This window comes from uncultured Nocardioides sp. (assembly GCF_902805925.1).
Classification (GTDB): domain Bacteria; phylum Actinomycetota; class Actinomycetes; order Propionibacteriales; family Nocardioidaceae; genus Nocardioides.
In genome coordinates, this window is record NZ_CADCUP010000131.1 from 1 (window position 1) to 13,202 (window position 13,202).

The window sequence follows — 13,202 nt, forward strand, 5'->3', positions numbered from 1 at the left end:
TTCCACCCGACGTTCCTGGCCAACAGCAAGGTGGTCGGCGTCGTGGTGGGCCACGTGCTCGGCGTCGTCGCGGCCCACGACCGCGCCATCAGGCTGCTCCCGCCGCGGCACCACCTCACGGGCCAGCTGCCGCTGCTGTTCACGATGGTCGGCTTCACCGTCGGCGGGCTCTACCTGCTCTTCGCCTCCTGAGGCCGGTACGCCGGTCGGCCGCGGCCGCCATCGTGGCCGGGAACATCGCGTCGACCAGGCCCGCCATCCCGCGGGTCAACGCCGTCTCGCCGACCTCGAGGAGGCTCCTGCCCCCCACGAGCGCCCGGTCGACCGCGGCCCGGTCATCGGGCAGGAAGTGCAGCCCGGAGATGCGGGCGAACCCCTCCACCATGCCCGCGATGTCCTTCTCCGACCAGCCCAGGGTCGGGCGCATCCGATTGACCGCGACACGCACGGGCAGCCCGCCGGTGAGCTCGCGCAGCTCGACCAGGCCGCGGGCCAGCCGGGACAGGCCCACGGGGTCGGCCGAGCCCACGACGAGCACCTCGTCGGCGACGTCCAGCGACTCCAGCGTCATGGTGTTGCGGGCCGGCGCGGCACCGAAGTCGGAGCCGCGGTCCTGCTCGAGGCCGAACCCCGTGTCGACGACGACGTGCGCCTGCTCGCGGGCGAGCTCGAGGATGTCGGTGACCGCACCCGCGCGGACCTCGACCCAGCGGTCGGCCCGCGGCAGGCCGGTGAGCACGCTGAGGTGCTCGTCGACCGCCCGCCGCACGCTGGTGAACCGCTCGCGCAGCTGGCCGCTGCCGGCCAGCCGAGCCGCCGACAAGACCCCGGACACCTCCTCGAGGATGCCGAGGTGCTGCGACACGCTGCCGGCCCACGGGTCCGCGTCGACGAGCAGGGTGCTCGCGCGGCGCCGGGCCAGCTCGGCCGCGACCGCGGTGGCGACGGTGGTGCGACCGGGGGCGCCCGCCGGGCCCCACACGGCGACCACGCGGTGCGTGCCGGACGCGGACGGCTCCGGCGGCTGGACGTCGAGCTCGTCGCGGATGCGGGTGTCGCCGAGGTCCTCCACCGAGGTCACCGCCTCGGCGAGGGACGCGAGCCCCGCGACCGGCACGAGGGTCGCGATGTCGAGCCTGCCCGCCCGGGCGACCGTCTCGCCGTGGGCGGGGTCGGGGACCACGGCCACCGGTCGCACCGCGTGGCGGCGCAGGTGGGCGACCGCCGACGCGTCGAGGCCCGGTGCGTCGAGCGAGAGCACCACGACGTGGGCCTGGCCCGTGCCGGCCGAGGCGAGGAGGTCGTCGACGTCGACGCAGCGCTTGAGCACGACGACGTCGGGGGCGCCCGAGAGCGACTCCAGGGCCTGTGACTCCCAGGCCGCGCCCGAGGCGAGCAGCAGCACGCAGATCATCCTCAGCCCCGGCCGACCAGCATCACGCGCCCGGCGCCGCTGGCCAGCACCAGGTCGGAGAGGTCGGTGTCGACGGGGATGCCGAGCACGAGCTGGCGCTCGCTCGAGGACGACCCGAAGTCGGAGGAGCCGGCGGGGCTGTCGATGACCGCGACGTCCTCGACGGCGAGCTCGGCGGCGGCCCCGTCGTCGCCCGAGTCGGGCACGATCCACACGTCGACCCGCGAGCCGGTGCCGACCGACGTCGGCACCTGCGCGCCCGGCACCGAGACCGACAGCGACACCGTGCCGGCGTCGTCGGCGGTGCCGAGGGCGGCGCGTGGGAGCAGCTCGCCGTCGCCGACCCCGCGCGTCAGCACCAGGTCGTCCGGCAGCTCGTCCTCGACGCTGAGGTAGTGGCCGGCGTCGGCCGGCTCGGCGAACCGCACGCGGGCCTGCTCCAGGTCGCCCGGCTCGACCCGGTCGCCCGGGGCGAGGTCGCCGGCGACCTCCCAGACCCCGACCGTGTCGTCGGCGGCACCGACGATGCGCGCCCCCGCGACGACCGAGACCGCCACGATGGCGACGCCGATCCAGAGGCGGGGATCTCGCCAGCCCGGTGGTTGGGCGCGGACGGCCGGCGGTGCGTCGTTCCCGAGAGTCGTGTGCACCCGGCCCATCATGCCGGGCCGGGCGCGCGCGTGGGGGGCGGTCCTCCACAGGCTGCCGCAGGGCGTCGTCCTGCACAGGCGGGCGGACGCCGGAGGACGTCGCAGCCCCCGGGATGGCACGATGGGGGCATGGCCGGCACCCCGCGCTTCCTGACGCTCGCCGACGTCGCGGAGGTGCTCAACACCTCCAGCGCGCAGGTCTACGCGCTGGTCCGGCGGGGCGAGCTGTCGGCCATCAAGATCGGCGGCCGCGGCCAGTGGCGCGTCGAGTCGACCCAGCTCGAGCAGTTCATCGAGCAGATGTACGCCCAGACCCGCGACTTCGTCGACCAGCACCCGTTCGTCGAGGCCGACGCGAGCCGCGCCGGCGAGGAGTAGGCCGCTCAGCCCACCTCGGAGTCGAGGGTGACCCTCACGGCCCGCTCCTCACCGTCGCGCACGACGGTGAACTCCAGGGTCTCCCCCGGCTGGTGGGTGCGGATCGAGACGATGAGCGCGATGCCGTCGGTGACGCGCTCGCCGTCGACCGCCACGATGAGGTCGTCCTTGCGGAGCCCGGCGGCCTCGGCGGGGGTGCCGTCGTTGACGGCGTCGATGCGGGCGCCCTCGTTGGTCTTCCCGCCGGTCTGCACCTGGGCCCCGATGACGGGGTAGCGCGCCTCGCCGGTCTCGAGGATCTGGTCGGCGGTCACCCGCACCTGCTCGATCGGGATCGCGAACCCGACGCCGATGCTGCCCGACTCCCCGCCCAGCCCGCCCCCGGTGGTGGCGATGGCGGAGTTGACCCCCACCACCTGGCCGCCGAGGTTGACCAGGGGGCCGCCGGAGTTGCCGGGGTTGATCGCGGCGTCGGTCTGCACCGCGTTGATGTACGACGAGCCGTCGCTGGAGTCCCCGGTCGTGACCGGGCGGTCGAGCGCCGACACGATGCCGGCCGTGACCGTCTGGCTCAGGCCCAGGGGCGAGCCGAAGGCGACCACCGGGTCGCCCACGCGCAGGCTCGCCGAGGCGCCCAGGGCGGCCGGTCGCAGCCCGGTGGACTCCTCGACCAGCAGCACCGCGAGGTCGTAGACCGCGCTGCGGCCCACGACGGTGGCGGTGTAGGAGGTGCCGTCGGCGTCGACGACCTCGATCGGGCCCTCCTCCTCGGCGGCACTGGCGACGACGTGGTTGTTGGTCACCACGTGGCCCTGGCGGTCGAGCACGAACCCGGAGCCGGTGGCACCGCGGTCCTCGCCCCCGAAGGCGGCGATGATCTGCACGGTGCTGGGCAGCAGCTCCTGCGCCACGGCGGCCACCGAGCCGTTGGTCGGCTGGAGGGGCGCCTCGGTGCGGGTCTCGACGGAGTCGAGGCCCCCGCTGAACGTGGTGTCCTCGTCGCCGAGCTGGTCGATCGCCACAGCCCCGAGGGCGCCGCCGGCAAGGCCCAGGACGAGGGCCAGCGCGGCGACGGCAGGCCACAGCCAGCCGGGCACCCGGCCGCCCTGGACGTGGTCGGCCCGGCCGGTGAGGGGCATCGGGGTGGTGGTCCACGGGCCGGGCGCGCCGGCGTACTGCGGGGGCGCAGACCCCCAGGGCGACTGCTGGGGCGGGATCGGCGAAGGGCGCGGAGGGGGCGCGGAGGTGCCGTGCACGGGTGCGACCACGCCGGTGTCGACGTGCGGCTGCGACGGCGTCACCCAGCCGTCGGGACGCGGTTCGACGCGGTCGTGGTGGAGCGGCTGCGTCGGCTCCGTGTCGGCCGGGGCCGGGGCGTGCTGTTCGTCGTGCTCGCCCCGGGCACGGTCCGGCTCGTTGTCGGTCACCGACCCATCGTCTCGCGGATCGGTCCCGGCCGCACCGGTCGGGCCCGACGTTCACCGCTACCGGTGGTGGCACCGTCCGTGGGGGTGACCTCCGGGCTGGGCCGGGTCAGGCTCGTGACCGGCGCACGCTGGTCCAGCTGCGGCGCGTTGGCCGGACCGGTGCCCAGGGCCAGCACCCCGACCACCGCGACGCCCACGGCGCCGCTGCCGATCACCCCACCGACGACGCTGCCGACCCCGAGGCCGACCCCGAAGCCGGAGGCACGCCGCGCCTCCACGGGCGCCGGGGGGTCGTGGCGCGGGACGCCCCCCACGCCGCCGCCCAGCGGCGGCGCGGCCAGCAGCGAGTCCTTGAGGCGGTCGGGCGCGGCGGCGTCGCCGAGGGAGAGGCCCGCGAGCCGGGTCTTGACCCACCCCTCGCGCTCCACCAGGTCCCGGCACGGGTGGCACTGGTGCACGTGCTCCCACCAGCGGTCCTCCTCGGCGGGCGCCATCCGGCCGTCGAGCAGGGCACTGACCCGCGTCCCGAGGTGGCCGATGACGGGACCCATCACGGGTGGCCCAGGACCGTGAGCGGTCTGGTGGCGGGGCCGGCGTACCGCTGTCGTCCCTCCACCGGCGCGCGGTGCGACAGCGCGCTGCGGAGCATGGCGCGGCCCCGGTGGATGCGGGAGCGGACGGTGCCGAGCTTGGCGTCCATGATCTGGGCGATCTCCTCGTAGCTGAGCCCCTCGACGTCGCACAGCACCACGGCGGCGCGGAAGTCGGGCGGCAGCGTCGAGAGGGCACTCTCGATGTCGTCGTCGAAGGTCTGGTCGGCGTAGGCGACGTCGGGCGTGGGCGCACCGCTGGTGAGGCGGCTGGCGCGCTCGTCGGACAGGGCGTCGAACCGGATCCGCTGCTTGCGGCGCGCCTGGTCGAGGAAGAGGTTGGTGGTGATGCGGTGCAGCCAGCCCTCGAAGGTGCCGGGCGTGTAGGTGTCGAGGGAGCGGAACACCCTGACGAAGACCTCCTGGGTGAGGTCCTCGGCGTCGTGCCGGTTGCCGGCCAGCCGGTAGGCCAGGCGGAAGACCCGGTCGGAGTGCCGCTCGACGATCTCATCCCAGGTGGGGACCTCCGCGGGGGCGGAGCCGCCCTCGGGAGCGGGTGCGTCGGCAGGCATGGCAGCCTCCAGGGTACGGCGGGACGGACCGAACAACGTGACCTGCCTGAGGTTAGGGAACCGGCCTGAGAGGAACCTGTGAGAAGCCCGTCGATCGACGCAGACTCGCCCTCCGTCATGCCCAACGACCCGCACCCCCCGGCTGTTCCCCACCGGGCGCGCAGGCGCTGCGGACGCGGGGTCGCGATAGGGTCGGCCCAGCCCACGACCGGGTGACCCGCCGACCCTGGAGGCCATCATTCCCACGCCGATCAAGCCCGCGAGCTGGTCCCACGCCGAGGCGTACGTCGCCGAGGACGACGCCCTCGCCGCCGCCCGTGGCCGCGCCGAGGAGGTCGGCGTGCAGCCGGTCAGCTCCGGCGCCGGTGCCACGCTGCGGTTCCTGGCCGCGGTGCTGGAGGCGCGCGCGGTCGTGGAGATCGGCACCGGCACCGGGGTCTCGGGCCTGTGGCTGCTGCGCGGGATGCGCCCCGACGGCGTGCTGACCACCGTCGACGTGGAGGCCGAGCACCAGCGGCTCGCCAAGCAGACCTTCGCCGAGGCCGGCATCCCGGCCCAGCGGGCCCGCACCATCTCCGGGGCCGCGCTGGACGTGCTGCCCCGGCTCACCGACGGCCACTACGACCTGGTCTTCTGCGACGGCGACAAGCGCGAGTACGCCGCCTACCTCGAGGAGGCGCTGCGACTGCTGCGCCCCGGTGGCGTGGTGGCCTTCGACAACGCCCTGTGGCACGACCGCGTCGCCGACCCCGCGCAGCGCGACGAGGAGACCGTCACCATCCGCGACCTCGGCCGTCGGGTCGCCGAGCACGAGTCGCTCGTGCCCGTGCTGCTGCCCGTGGGCGACGGCCTCCTGCTGGCGAAGAAGGAGTGGGCGGGCGAGGACGCCTGAGCTCAGGAGCCCGACGACCGGGCCCGGAAGCCGTCCCAGCCCTCGGCGACCGCGACGATCTCGCACGCCTCGACGAGCACCGGCGGCGCGCCCACGATCTGCGAGCCCGGGGCGTCGGCCGCCCCTGCCGTGAAGGTCTCCTGGAACTCCGCGCGTGCCTGGTCGGAGGCGAAGGCATAGCAGCCCTCGAACCACTCCCCCGGCCGCACGCGCCACGTCTTGAAGCGCAGCCCGGCCATCCCGGTGAACCGCGCGTGGGAGGTCTCCGCGACGTACGACGCGAGCCGCTCCTCGACCCCGGCGGGCGCCCCGGCCAGCGACCAGCGGACGGTCAGGCCGTTCATCCGACGCCGGCCAGGGGGTCCTCGCTGCCGAGCCAGGTGAGCAGCACCCGGGCGCCGAAGCCGGTGGGCCCGACGGTCCACTCGTGCTTCTCGGCGGGTGCGTCGCCCACCGAGGCCACGTCGAGGTGCGCCCAGGGCAGGCCGCCGGTGAAGTGCTGGAGGAACAGCGCTGCCGTGATCGCACCAGGCCCGCCCGGCGCGTTGTCGGCGTCGGCCACCTTGGAGGCCAGCAGCTCCTCGTAGTCGGCCGCCAGCGGGAGGCGCCAGAGCCGCTCACCGGACGCGCGACCCGCGGCGTCGATCGAGGCAGCCAGGGCGTCGTCGCTGGCGAAGAAGCCGCCGGTGCCCTGGCCGAGCGCGACCTTCATGGCACCGGTGAGGGTGGCCACGTCGACCAGCACGTCGGGGCCGAGCTCGGCGACGGCGTAGGCGAGCGCGTCGGCCATCACCAGCCGGCCCTCCGCGTCGGTGTTGGTGACCTCGCTGGTGCGGCCGCCGAAGTGCCGCACGACGTCGCCGGGGCGCAGGGCGTTGCCGGAGACGGCGTTCTCCGCCGCGGCGATGAGCCCGGTCACGCGCACCGGGCAGTCGACCGCGGCGAGCGCCGCCATCGTGGCGAGCACGACCCCGCCGCCGGTCATGTCGCGCTTCATGGCGACCATGCCCTCGGCCGGCTTGATGGCGAGCCCGCCGGAGTCAAAGGTGATGCCCTTGCCGACCAGCACCACGTGCCGCGCCTTGCGACCGCCGCGCGCGGGCCGGTAGTCGAGCCGGATCATCCTGGGCGGGGTGTCGGAGGCCTGGCCGACGCCGACGATGCCGCCGAAGCCCTCCGCGGTGAGCCGCTGCTCGTCCCACACCTCGACGCCGAGCCCGGCCTCCCGGGCGATCTCGACGGCCTGCTCCGCGAGCCAGGCCGGGTTCTTCAGGTTGGAGGGCACGGTGGCGAGCATCCGGGAGCGCCAGCCGGCGCCGCCGATGGCGATCGCCTTCGCGAGCTCGGAGTCGAGGCCCTCGACGTCGTGGTGGCCGGCCAGCGCGATCCGCTCGACCGGGAGCTCCTTCGGGCCGGCGGAGCGCCAGTGGAAGCCGAACGAGCCGAGCATCGCCCCGACCACGAACGCGTGCAGGCCGCCCTCGGGCGCGATGGTGGTGATGGTGGTGGCGACGCTGGCGCGGTCCTTGGTGCCGCGCGCCAGCGTGGCCCCGGCCCGTCGGAAGTCGTCGACCGTCTGGTCGCCGACACCGACCAGGAGCACCAGGCGGAGGTCCTCGGCGACCACGGGCACCGCGGTCACCTCACCGGTCCGGCCGGTGGCCCTCGCTCCCTCCAGGGCTGCGAGCAGGTCGATGCCGAGCCGCTCGGCCGCCTCGTCGGCGCCCGGCCCGAGGAGGACGGCCTCGTCGCTCCCGCCCGGGAGCACGGGGAACGCCCACACCTCCACGCCCCCGATCTCGTGGGGCAGGCGGGGACTGGTGGCGAACCGGGGCGGTGAGACCTGAGGGGGCAGGATCGGGGTCGTCGACGTCACGATCAGCCGACGACGGCCTTGAGGGCGTCCCCGAGGGAGCCGGCCTCCTCGGCGTTCAGCTCGACCACGAGACGGCCGCCGCCCTCGAGCGGGACGCGCATCACGATGCCGCGCCCCTCCTTGGTGACCTCCAGCGGTCCGTCGCCCGTCCTCGGCTTCATGGCCGCCATCCGCGCACCTCTTTCTGTGTCGCAGCGCTGGCTGCGTCCCGTGCTGCTCGTCTCGTGGCGCGTCGGAGCGGAAGGTCTCCACCCCGACGACGTGTCCCCGCCATTATCCCTCATCCCTGAAGTGACCGGCACCACAGGTGCCTCGCGGGCTGGCAGACTCCCTGCCATGCATGCCCGGTCCGCCCTCTTCGACGTCTATGGCGACCTCCTGCCGCAGCGCGACAACCGGTCGTCGGTGGCCGGGCTCGTCCGCCTCCTCGCGCCCACCGGCATCGCCGCCCCCGCGGTGCGCACGGCGATCTCGCGCATGGTGAGCCAGGGCTGGCTGGAGCCCGTCACGGTGTCCGGCGCGCGCGGCTACGCCGCCACCGGACAGGCCATCCGGCGCCTCGACGCGGCCCACCAGCGCATCTACCGGCGCACCGCCCGCGACTGGGACCACGCCTGGCGACTGGTGTTCGTGGCCGGGCCGATCGACCGGGCCGCCCGCGCCCGCGTGCACCGCGAGCTGTCGTTCCTGGGGTACGCCGAGCTGACCGAGTGCGTGTGGGTCAGCCCGTTCGAGCGACCCGAGCTCGACGCCGCCCTCCAGCGCGCCGGCGCCCGCGCCACGACCGCGGTGGCGCACGACTTCTCCCCCGCCGACGCGCCCATCCGGGCCTGGGACCTCGAGCGGCTCGCCGCGACGTACGCCCAGTGGCACGCGAGCGCGGCGGCCGAGATCGAGCGGCACCTGCGCGGCCACCAGGACCCCGACGAGGCCGCCTTCGCGGCGCGCTTCCACCTCGTGCACGAGTGGCGCAAGTTCCTCTTCGTCGACCCCGGTCTCCCCGACGAGCTGCTGCCACCCGACTGGCCGGGCCGCGCGGCCTCCTCCTTCTTCACCGACTGCGCCGACGGCCTCAAGGAGGGCGCCGACCGGTTCGTGGCCCGCACGCTGTCGGAGCACTGACCGCGGCGCGTGGCGGCTGGCAGACTGCGTGCCCATGAAGGCTGAGACCCCCGATCCCGTGCTCGTGGACGTCACCAAGGGCGTCGGCACCATCACCGTGAACCGGCCCGCGGCGATGAACAGCCTCGACATCGCGACCAAGGTGGCGCTGCGCGAGGCGGTGCAGGCCCTGGCCGAGGACGACCGGGTCCGGTGCGTGGTGCTGACCGGCGCGGGGCGCGCGTTCTGCGTCGGCCAGGACCTCAAGGAGCACCTCGGGATCCTCCGCAGCGGCACGACCGACGCGCTGTTCTCGACGGTCGAGGAGCACTACAACCCCATCGTCACCGCCCTGGCGACCATGCCGAAGCCGGTCGTCGCCGCGGTCAACGGCGTGGCGGCCGGAGCCGGCGCCAGCCTCGCGCTCGCCTGCGACGTGCGGATCCTCGCCGACACCGCCGCGTTCAACTTCGCCTTCGCCGGCGTGGCCCTCTCCTGCGACACCGGGTCCAGCTGGACGCTGCCCCGCCTGGTCGGGCGGGCGAAGGCCCTCGAGCTGCTCTACTTCCCGTCCACGCTCGACGCCGAGGAGTCGCAGCGGCTGGGGCTCGCGACCCGCGTCGTGCCCGCGGACGGCCTGGCCGACGCCACCGCCGAGGTGGCGGGCCGGCTCGCCGCAGGCCCCACCGTGGCCTACGCCTCGATGCGCGCGGCGGTGGCGTACTCCGAGGAGCACACGTTCGCCGAGTCGCTGGCCCACGAGGGCCGGATGATGACGCGCACCGGTGCCACGCGCGACCACGCGGCGGCCGTCGAGGCCTTCGTCGCCAAGCAGAAGCCGGTGTTCGAGGGCCGCTGAGCGCTACAGCCCCGGCGCGGGGCGCCTGCTGCGCCGGGCGCCGAGGGCGTCGAGCAGCTGGCGCGGCGCGTCGACCCGGAGCCGGTGGCGGCCCGGGCGGGCGCCGTACTCGATGGTGAGGGCGGACCCGGGGAAGGTGGCGTTGAACCACATCGTCATCGTGCCGTGGCACAGCCCGCCGCAGTCGAGCCGCGTGGTGGGCAGCCGCAGCCTGCGCGCGAGGCGTCGGGCGAAGCCGCGATCCTTGGTGTCGGTGTCCACGCCGTCGAGCGGCTGGTGGAAGCTGAGGACGCGCCGGGGCGCGATCTCGGTCAGGAAGTCCATCATCGCCCGGGTCTCGGGCTCCGACGCCGGGCGCGGGCCCGACTCGTGGGCGCCGTCGAGGTCGGCCCAGCGGTGCGGGTAGTTGCGGTTGAGGTCGACGCCGCGGGCGTTGCGACGGGTGCCGCGCGCGATGCCGTCGGGGTTGTACGACGGCACGACCCACAGGTCGATCCCGCGCACGTGCCGGCGCCCGTCGCGCAGGGCGTCGAGGATCTGCGACGTGGCGTCCTCGTCGCCGTGCATGCTCGAGACCAGGACGATGCGCCGCCTGCCGGGCTCGCCGAGCCGCCAGGCGGTGATCGGGCGCCCCGTGACCGAGTGGCCGATCACGCGCTTCTCGACCACGGCAGGGCGCCGGTCGGCGATGACGGCGTCGGCCCGGCCGGTGGGGGACGCCGCGAGGGTGAGCGCGAGGAGGGGGCCGCCGAGGGCGGTGAGCGGTCGTCGCACGTCAGACCGCCGAGGTGAGGTAGACCCAGGTGAACACCAGGACCGCGACGACCATGCCGAGGTGGGCCAGCACCGAGAGCCCCGGACCGTTGCTCCAGGTGGCCGCGGACGCCTCGACCGCGTGCCTGCCGCGCGTGGGCAGCCAGCGCAGCAGCACGAGCAGCCCGTCGAGGGCGACCACCCACCACAGCGCCAGCGCCACGATGCCCACCACCGGGTGGCCCGGGGCGGAGTCCTCGGGGAAGGCCAGGAAGACGACCCAGACGACGACGGCGAGCCCGCCCGCCACGGTGTGCACGGCGAGGACCGGGCTGCTGACGCGGTGCTGCCCGGCGCCGCCGTCGGCCCGCACACGGAGCCGGGTGAGGACGACGACGACACCGGCCAGCGCGGTCAGGACGTAGACGACGACGTCGGTGGACACGGGGGGCAGTGTGCCTCAGTCGCTCGCGGCGCCGCCACGACCATGCTCGCGGGGGTGCTCGTCGCGGTCGCCGACGCCCTCCTCGAGGGCGCGGGACTCCAGCTGGGCGGCCAGGCGCTCGAGCAGCGCGTCGACCTCCGACATCCGGTAGCCGCGCAGGCCGAGCGAGAACCGCACCTGCCGCAGGTCGGCCCCGGTGAGGTCACCCGCGGGGACCCGTGCGTCGGGACGGTCGTCGTAGGCCTCGGGGAGGGTGCCGATGCGGCCGGAGGCGGCGACGGCGACCCCGCCCATGGCCAGCACGATGAGGATCGCGAAGAGCCAGGTCACGACTACTCCGCCCGCTCCGGGGGCGGCGTGGGGTGAGCGCCGTCGCGGGCCCGCACCATCAGGTCGACGGCCAGCTGCGGGTCGTCGGTCAGCGTGAGCATCTCGAGGTCGACCTCGCTGATCTTGCCGCCGGCCAGCACGGTGTCGCGCAGCCAGGCGAGCAGCCCGGACCAGTAGTCGACGCCCATCAGCACCACCGGGAACGAGGTGACCTTCTGGGTCTGCACCAGCGTGAGCGCCTCGAAGAGCTCGTCGAAGGTGCCCAGCCCGCCCGGGAGCACGATGAACCCCTGGGAGTACTTGACGAACATCGTCTTGCGGGCGAAGAAGTAGCGGAAGTTGATGCCCTTGTCGACCCACTCGTTGAGCCCGGACTCGAAGGGCAGCTCGATGCCGAGGCCGACGCTGGTGCCGCCACACTCGCTGGCCCCCTTGTTGGCCGCCTCCATCGCGCCCGGCCCGCCGCCGGTGATCACCGCGAACCCGGCCTCGCAGAGCAGCCGGCCCACCTTCTCGCCGGTCGCGTAGTCCGGGTGGTCCGACGGCGTGCGCGCGGAGCCGAAGACGCCGATGGCCGGGCCGAGCTCGGCGAGGGAGCCGAAGCCCTCGACGAACTCGGCCTGGATGCGCATCACGCGCCAGAGGTCGGTGTGGGTGTCGAGCTGGCCCCGGTCGAGCAGTCGCCGGTCGGCGGTGCCGGTGTCCCGCTGGCCGCGGCGCTTGACGACGGGTCCCTCGTGATCGGTCATCGACCCTCCCCCGAACCCCGGCCCACCTGGCCCGACGCCTGGCCCGCACCCTGCTCCGCACCGGCGCCCAGCCACGCCCGGAGCTGCTCCTCGCAGCGCAGGATCTGCGCGGTCGGCACGTGCTCGTCCTGCTTGTGGGCGAACATCGGGTCGCCGGGGCCGAAGTTGACCGCGGGGACCCCCAGCGCGGTGAAGCGCGCCACGTCGGTCCAGCCGAACTTGGGGCCCACCTCGCCGCCGACCGCCTCGACGAACGCCTTGGCGGCCGGGACGTCGAGCCCGGGCAGTGCGCCCGGCGCGGTGTCGGTGACCTCGACCTCGTAGCCGTCGAAGAACTCCCGCACGAACGCCTCCGCGCCGGCCTCCGAGCGGTCGGGGGCGAAGCGGAAGTTGACCTCGACGACGCACTCGTCGGGGATGACGTTGCCGGCCACCCCACCGCGGATGAACACCGCGTTGAGGCCCTCGTGGAACTCCAGGCCGTCGATGACGGGCTTGCGCGCCTGGTAGGCGTCCAGGCGGTCCAGCACCCCGCCGGCGGCGTGGATGGCGTTGACGCCGCGCCAGCTGCGAGCCGAGTGCGAGCGCTCCCCCCGGGTGCGTACGTCGACCCGCAGGGTGCCCTGGCACCCGGCCTCGACCACGGCGTTGCTGGGCTCCATCAGGATCGCGAAGTCGGCCCTCATCAGCTCGGGGTGGGCCCGGCCCAGGATGTGGAGGCCGTTGTGCTCGGACTCGATCTCCTCGGCCTCGTAGAAGATGAAGGTGACGTCGCGGTCGGGCTCGGGCACGGTCGCGGCGATGCGCAGCATCACGGCGTCCCCGCCCTTCATGTCGCAGGTGCCGAGGCCGTGCAGGACCTCCCCCTCCGGGGTGTCCTCGCGCCGCGAGGGGAGGTTGTCGTTGAGCGGCACGGTGTCGAGGTGGCCGGCGATGACGACCCGCTCGCCGCGGGCCAGCTCGGTCCGGGCGACCACCGTGTTGCCGTGGCGCGACACCGTGAGGTGCCCGAGCGGGCGCAGCGCCTGCTCCACGGCGTCGGCGATGGCCTGCTCGTTGCGGCTGACCGACTCGATGTCCACGAGCTGCTGGGTCAGCGTCACCGCGTCGGCGGCGAGGTCGAGGGTCGGGGGGTGGGGCGGGGTCATGGCGCCCATCCAACCAGT

The 13,202-nt window shown here is 74.7% G+C and carries 17 protein-coding genes and 1 pseudogene; 5 read left to right on the top strand and 13 right to left on the bottom strand.

Annotated elements, in window-relative coordinates; genetic code table 11:
* A pseudogene (locus QZX64_RS09410) lies at positions 1–192 on the top strand (hypothetical protein); the annotation flags it as partial.
* On the opposite strand, the gene QZX64_RS09415 reads toward QZX64_RS09410, so the two are convergent.
* Positions 155–1,405 carry a hypothetical protein gene (locus tag QZX64_RS09415; RefSeq protein ID WP_295658671.1) on the bottom strand — a complete coding sequence of 417 codons (1,251 nt, stop codon included), beginning with the start codon at positions 1,403–1,405 and terminating at the stop codon, positions 155–157. The pseudogene QZX64_RS09410 and the gene QZX64_RS09415 sit on opposite strands and share 38 nt — an antisense overlap.
* An 11-nt stretch (positions 1,406–1,416) precedes the next feature.
* Complete coding sequence (locus tag QZX64_RS09420) at positions 1,417–2,064, bottom strand: hypothetical protein (protein WP_295658673.1); 648 nt, start codon at positions 2,062–2,064, stop codon at positions 1,417–1,419.
* 129 nt (positions 2,065–2,193) lie between these two features.
* Between QZX64_RS09420 and QZX64_RS09425 the strand changes: the two genes are divergently transcribed.
* Positions 2,194–2,442 (top strand): helix-turn-helix domain-containing protein, encoded by a 249-nt coding sequence (locus QZX64_RS09425; RefSeq protein WP_295658676.1) that lies wholly within the window; start codon positions 2,194–2,196, stop codon positions 2,440–2,442.
* 5 nt (positions 2,443–2,447) lie between these two features.
* On the opposite strand, the gene QZX64_RS09430 is transcribed toward QZX64_RS09425, so the two are convergent.
* The 3 genes from QZX64_RS09430 to sigE are packed head-to-tail and all read right to left on the bottom strand — an operon-like array spanning position 2,448 to position 5,031.
* Positions 2,448–3,869 carry a S1C family serine protease gene (locus QZX64_RS09430; protein ID WP_295658679.1) on the bottom strand — a complete coding sequence of 474 codons (1,422 nt, stop codon included), beginning with the start codon at positions 3,867–3,869 and terminating at the stop codon, positions 2,448–2,450.
* Positions 3,866–4,420: an anti-sigma factor gene (locus QZX64_RS09435; protein ID WP_295658682.1), complete on the bottom strand. Its 555-nt coding sequence runs from the start codon at positions 4,418–4,420 to the stop codon at positions 3,866–3,868. The genes QZX64_RS09430 and QZX64_RS09435 overlap by 4 nt, the downstream gene beginning before the upstream one ends.
* Positions 4,420–5,031, bottom strand: coding sequence for an RNA polymerase sigma factor SigE (gene sigE, locus QZX64_RS09440; RefSeq protein WP_295658684.1), 612 nt, complete (start codon positions 5,029–5,031; stop codon positions 4,420–4,422). The genes QZX64_RS09435 and sigE overlap by 1 nt, the downstream gene beginning before the upstream one ends.
* A 238-nt stretch (positions 5,032–5,269) precedes the next feature.
* On the opposite strand from sigE, the gene QZX64_RS09445 reads away from it, so the two are divergent.
* On the top strand, positions 5,270–5,923 hold the full coding sequence (locus QZX64_RS09445; protein ID WP_295658750.1) for an O-methyltransferase: 654 nt from the start codon (positions 5,270–5,272) through the stop codon (positions 5,921–5,923).
* Positions 5,924–5,925: 2 nt separating this feature from the next.
* Here QZX64_RS09445 and QZX64_RS09450 read toward each other — a convergent pair whose 3' ends face one another.
* Genes QZX64_RS09450 through QZX64_RS09460 form a run of 3 tightly spaced genes read right to left on the bottom strand, consistent with a single transcriptional unit; the run spans position 5,926 to position 7,969 of the window.
* Positions 5,926–6,267, bottom strand: coding sequence for a hypothetical protein (locus QZX64_RS09450; RefSeq protein WP_295658685.1), 342 nt, complete (start codon positions 6,265–6,267; stop codon positions 5,926–5,928).
* On the bottom strand, positions 6,264–7,799 hold the full coding sequence (locus QZX64_RS09455) for a M17 family metallopeptidase (RefSeq protein ID WP_295658687.1): 1,536 nt from the start codon (positions 7,797–7,799) through the stop codon (positions 6,264–6,266). The genes QZX64_RS09450 and QZX64_RS09455 overlap by 4 nt, the downstream gene beginning before the upstream one ends.
* Positions 7,800–7,801: 2 nt before the next feature.
* Complete coding sequence (locus QZX64_RS09460) at positions 7,802–7,969, bottom strand: DUF3117 domain-containing protein (RefSeq protein WP_182540000.1); 168 nt, start codon at positions 7,967–7,969, stop codon at positions 7,802–7,804.
* A gap of 166 nt (positions 7,970–8,135) precedes the next feature.
* On the opposite strand from QZX64_RS09460, the gene QZX64_RS09465 reads away from it, so the two are divergent.
* Both QZX64_RS09465 and QZX64_RS09470 read left to right on the top strand, forming a co-directional pair.
* Entirely contained in the window at positions 8,136–8,921 is a 786-nt protein-coding gene (locus QZX64_RS09465) for a PaaX family transcriptional regulator C-terminal domain-containing protein (protein WP_295658692.1), read from the top strand.
* Between the two features lie 34 nt (positions 8,922–8,955).
* Positions 8,956–9,759 carry an enoyl-CoA hydratase/isomerase family protein gene (locus QZX64_RS09470; protein ID WP_295658694.1) on the top strand — a complete coding sequence of 268 codons (804 nt, stop codon included), beginning with the start codon at positions 8,956–8,958 and terminating at the stop codon, positions 9,757–9,759.
* A gap of 3 nt (positions 9,760–9,762) precedes the next feature.
* Here the strand turns inward: QZX64_RS09470 and QZX64_RS09475 are convergent, their stop codons facing one another.
* Genes QZX64_RS09475 through dapE form a run of 5 tightly spaced genes read right to left on the bottom strand, consistent with a single transcriptional unit; the run spans position 9,763 to position 13,184 of the window.
* Positions 9,763–10,533 (bottom strand): M14 family zinc carboxypeptidase, encoded by a 771-nt coding sequence (locus QZX64_RS09475; RefSeq protein ID WP_295658696.1) that lies wholly within the window; start codon positions 10,531–10,533, stop codon positions 9,763–9,765.
* A 1-nt stretch (position 10,534) separates the two neighbouring features.
* On the bottom strand, positions 10,535–10,957 hold the full coding sequence (locus QZX64_RS09480) for a hypothetical protein (RefSeq protein WP_295658698.1): 423 nt from the start codon (positions 10,955–10,957) through the stop codon (positions 10,535–10,537).
* A 15-nt stretch (positions 10,958–10,972) separates the two neighbouring features.
* Positions 10,973–11,287 (bottom strand): DivIVA domain-containing protein, encoded by a 315-nt coding sequence (locus QZX64_RS09485; protein WP_295658700.1) that lies wholly within the window; start codon positions 11,285–11,287, stop codon positions 10,973–10,975.
* Positions 11,288–11,289: 2 nt separating this feature from the next.
* A complete protein-coding gene (locus QZX64_RS09490; RefSeq protein ID WP_295658702.1) occupies positions 11,290–12,036 on the bottom strand; it encodes a TIGR00730 family Rossman fold protein in 747 nt (248 codons plus the stop codon).
* Positions 12,033–13,184 (bottom strand): succinyl-diaminopimelate desuccinylase, encoded by a 1,152-nt coding sequence (gene dapE, locus QZX64_RS09495; RefSeq protein WP_295658705.1) that lies wholly within the window; start codon positions 13,182–13,184, stop codon positions 12,033–12,035. The genes QZX64_RS09490 and dapE overlap by 4 nt, the downstream gene beginning before the upstream one ends.
* Positions 13,185–13,202 lie beyond the last annotated feature (18 nt).

Coding starts and splice junctions, on each gene's coding strand:
- dapE (WP_295658705.1), bottom strand. CDS start 13,184: ATGACCCCGCCCCACCCCCCGACCCTCGACCTCGCCGCCGACGCGGTG.
- QZX64_RS09465 (WP_295658692.1), top strand. CDS start 8,136: ATGCATGCCCGGTCCGCCCTCTTCGACGTCTATGGCGACCTCCTGCCG.
- sigE (WP_295658684.1), bottom strand. CDS start 5,031: ATGCCTGCCGACGCACCCGCTCCCGAGGGCGGCTCCGCCCCCGCGGAG.
- QZX64_RS09450 (WP_295658685.1), bottom strand. CDS start 6,267: ATGAACGGCCTGACCGTCCGCTGGTCGCTGGCCGGGGCGCCCGCCGGG.
- QZX64_RS09460 (WP_182540000.1), bottom strand. CDS start 7,969: ATGGCGGCCATGAAGCCGAGGACGGGCGACGGACCGCTGGAGGTCACC.
- QZX64_RS09490 (WP_295658702.1), bottom strand. CDS start 12,036: ATGACCGATCACGAGGGACCCGTCGTCAAGCGCCGCGGCCAGCGGGAC.
- QZX64_RS09425 (WP_295658676.1), top strand. CDS start 2,194: ATGGCCGGCACCCCGCGCTTCCTGACGCTCGCCGACGTCGCGGAGGTG.
- QZX64_RS09435 (WP_295658682.1), bottom strand. CDS start 4,420: ATGGGTCCCGTCATCGGCCACCTCGGGACGCGGGTCAGTGCCCTGCTC.
- QZX64_RS09470 (WP_295658694.1), top strand. CDS start 8,956: ATGAAGGCTGAGACCCCCGATCCCGTGCTCGTGGACGTCACCAAGGGC.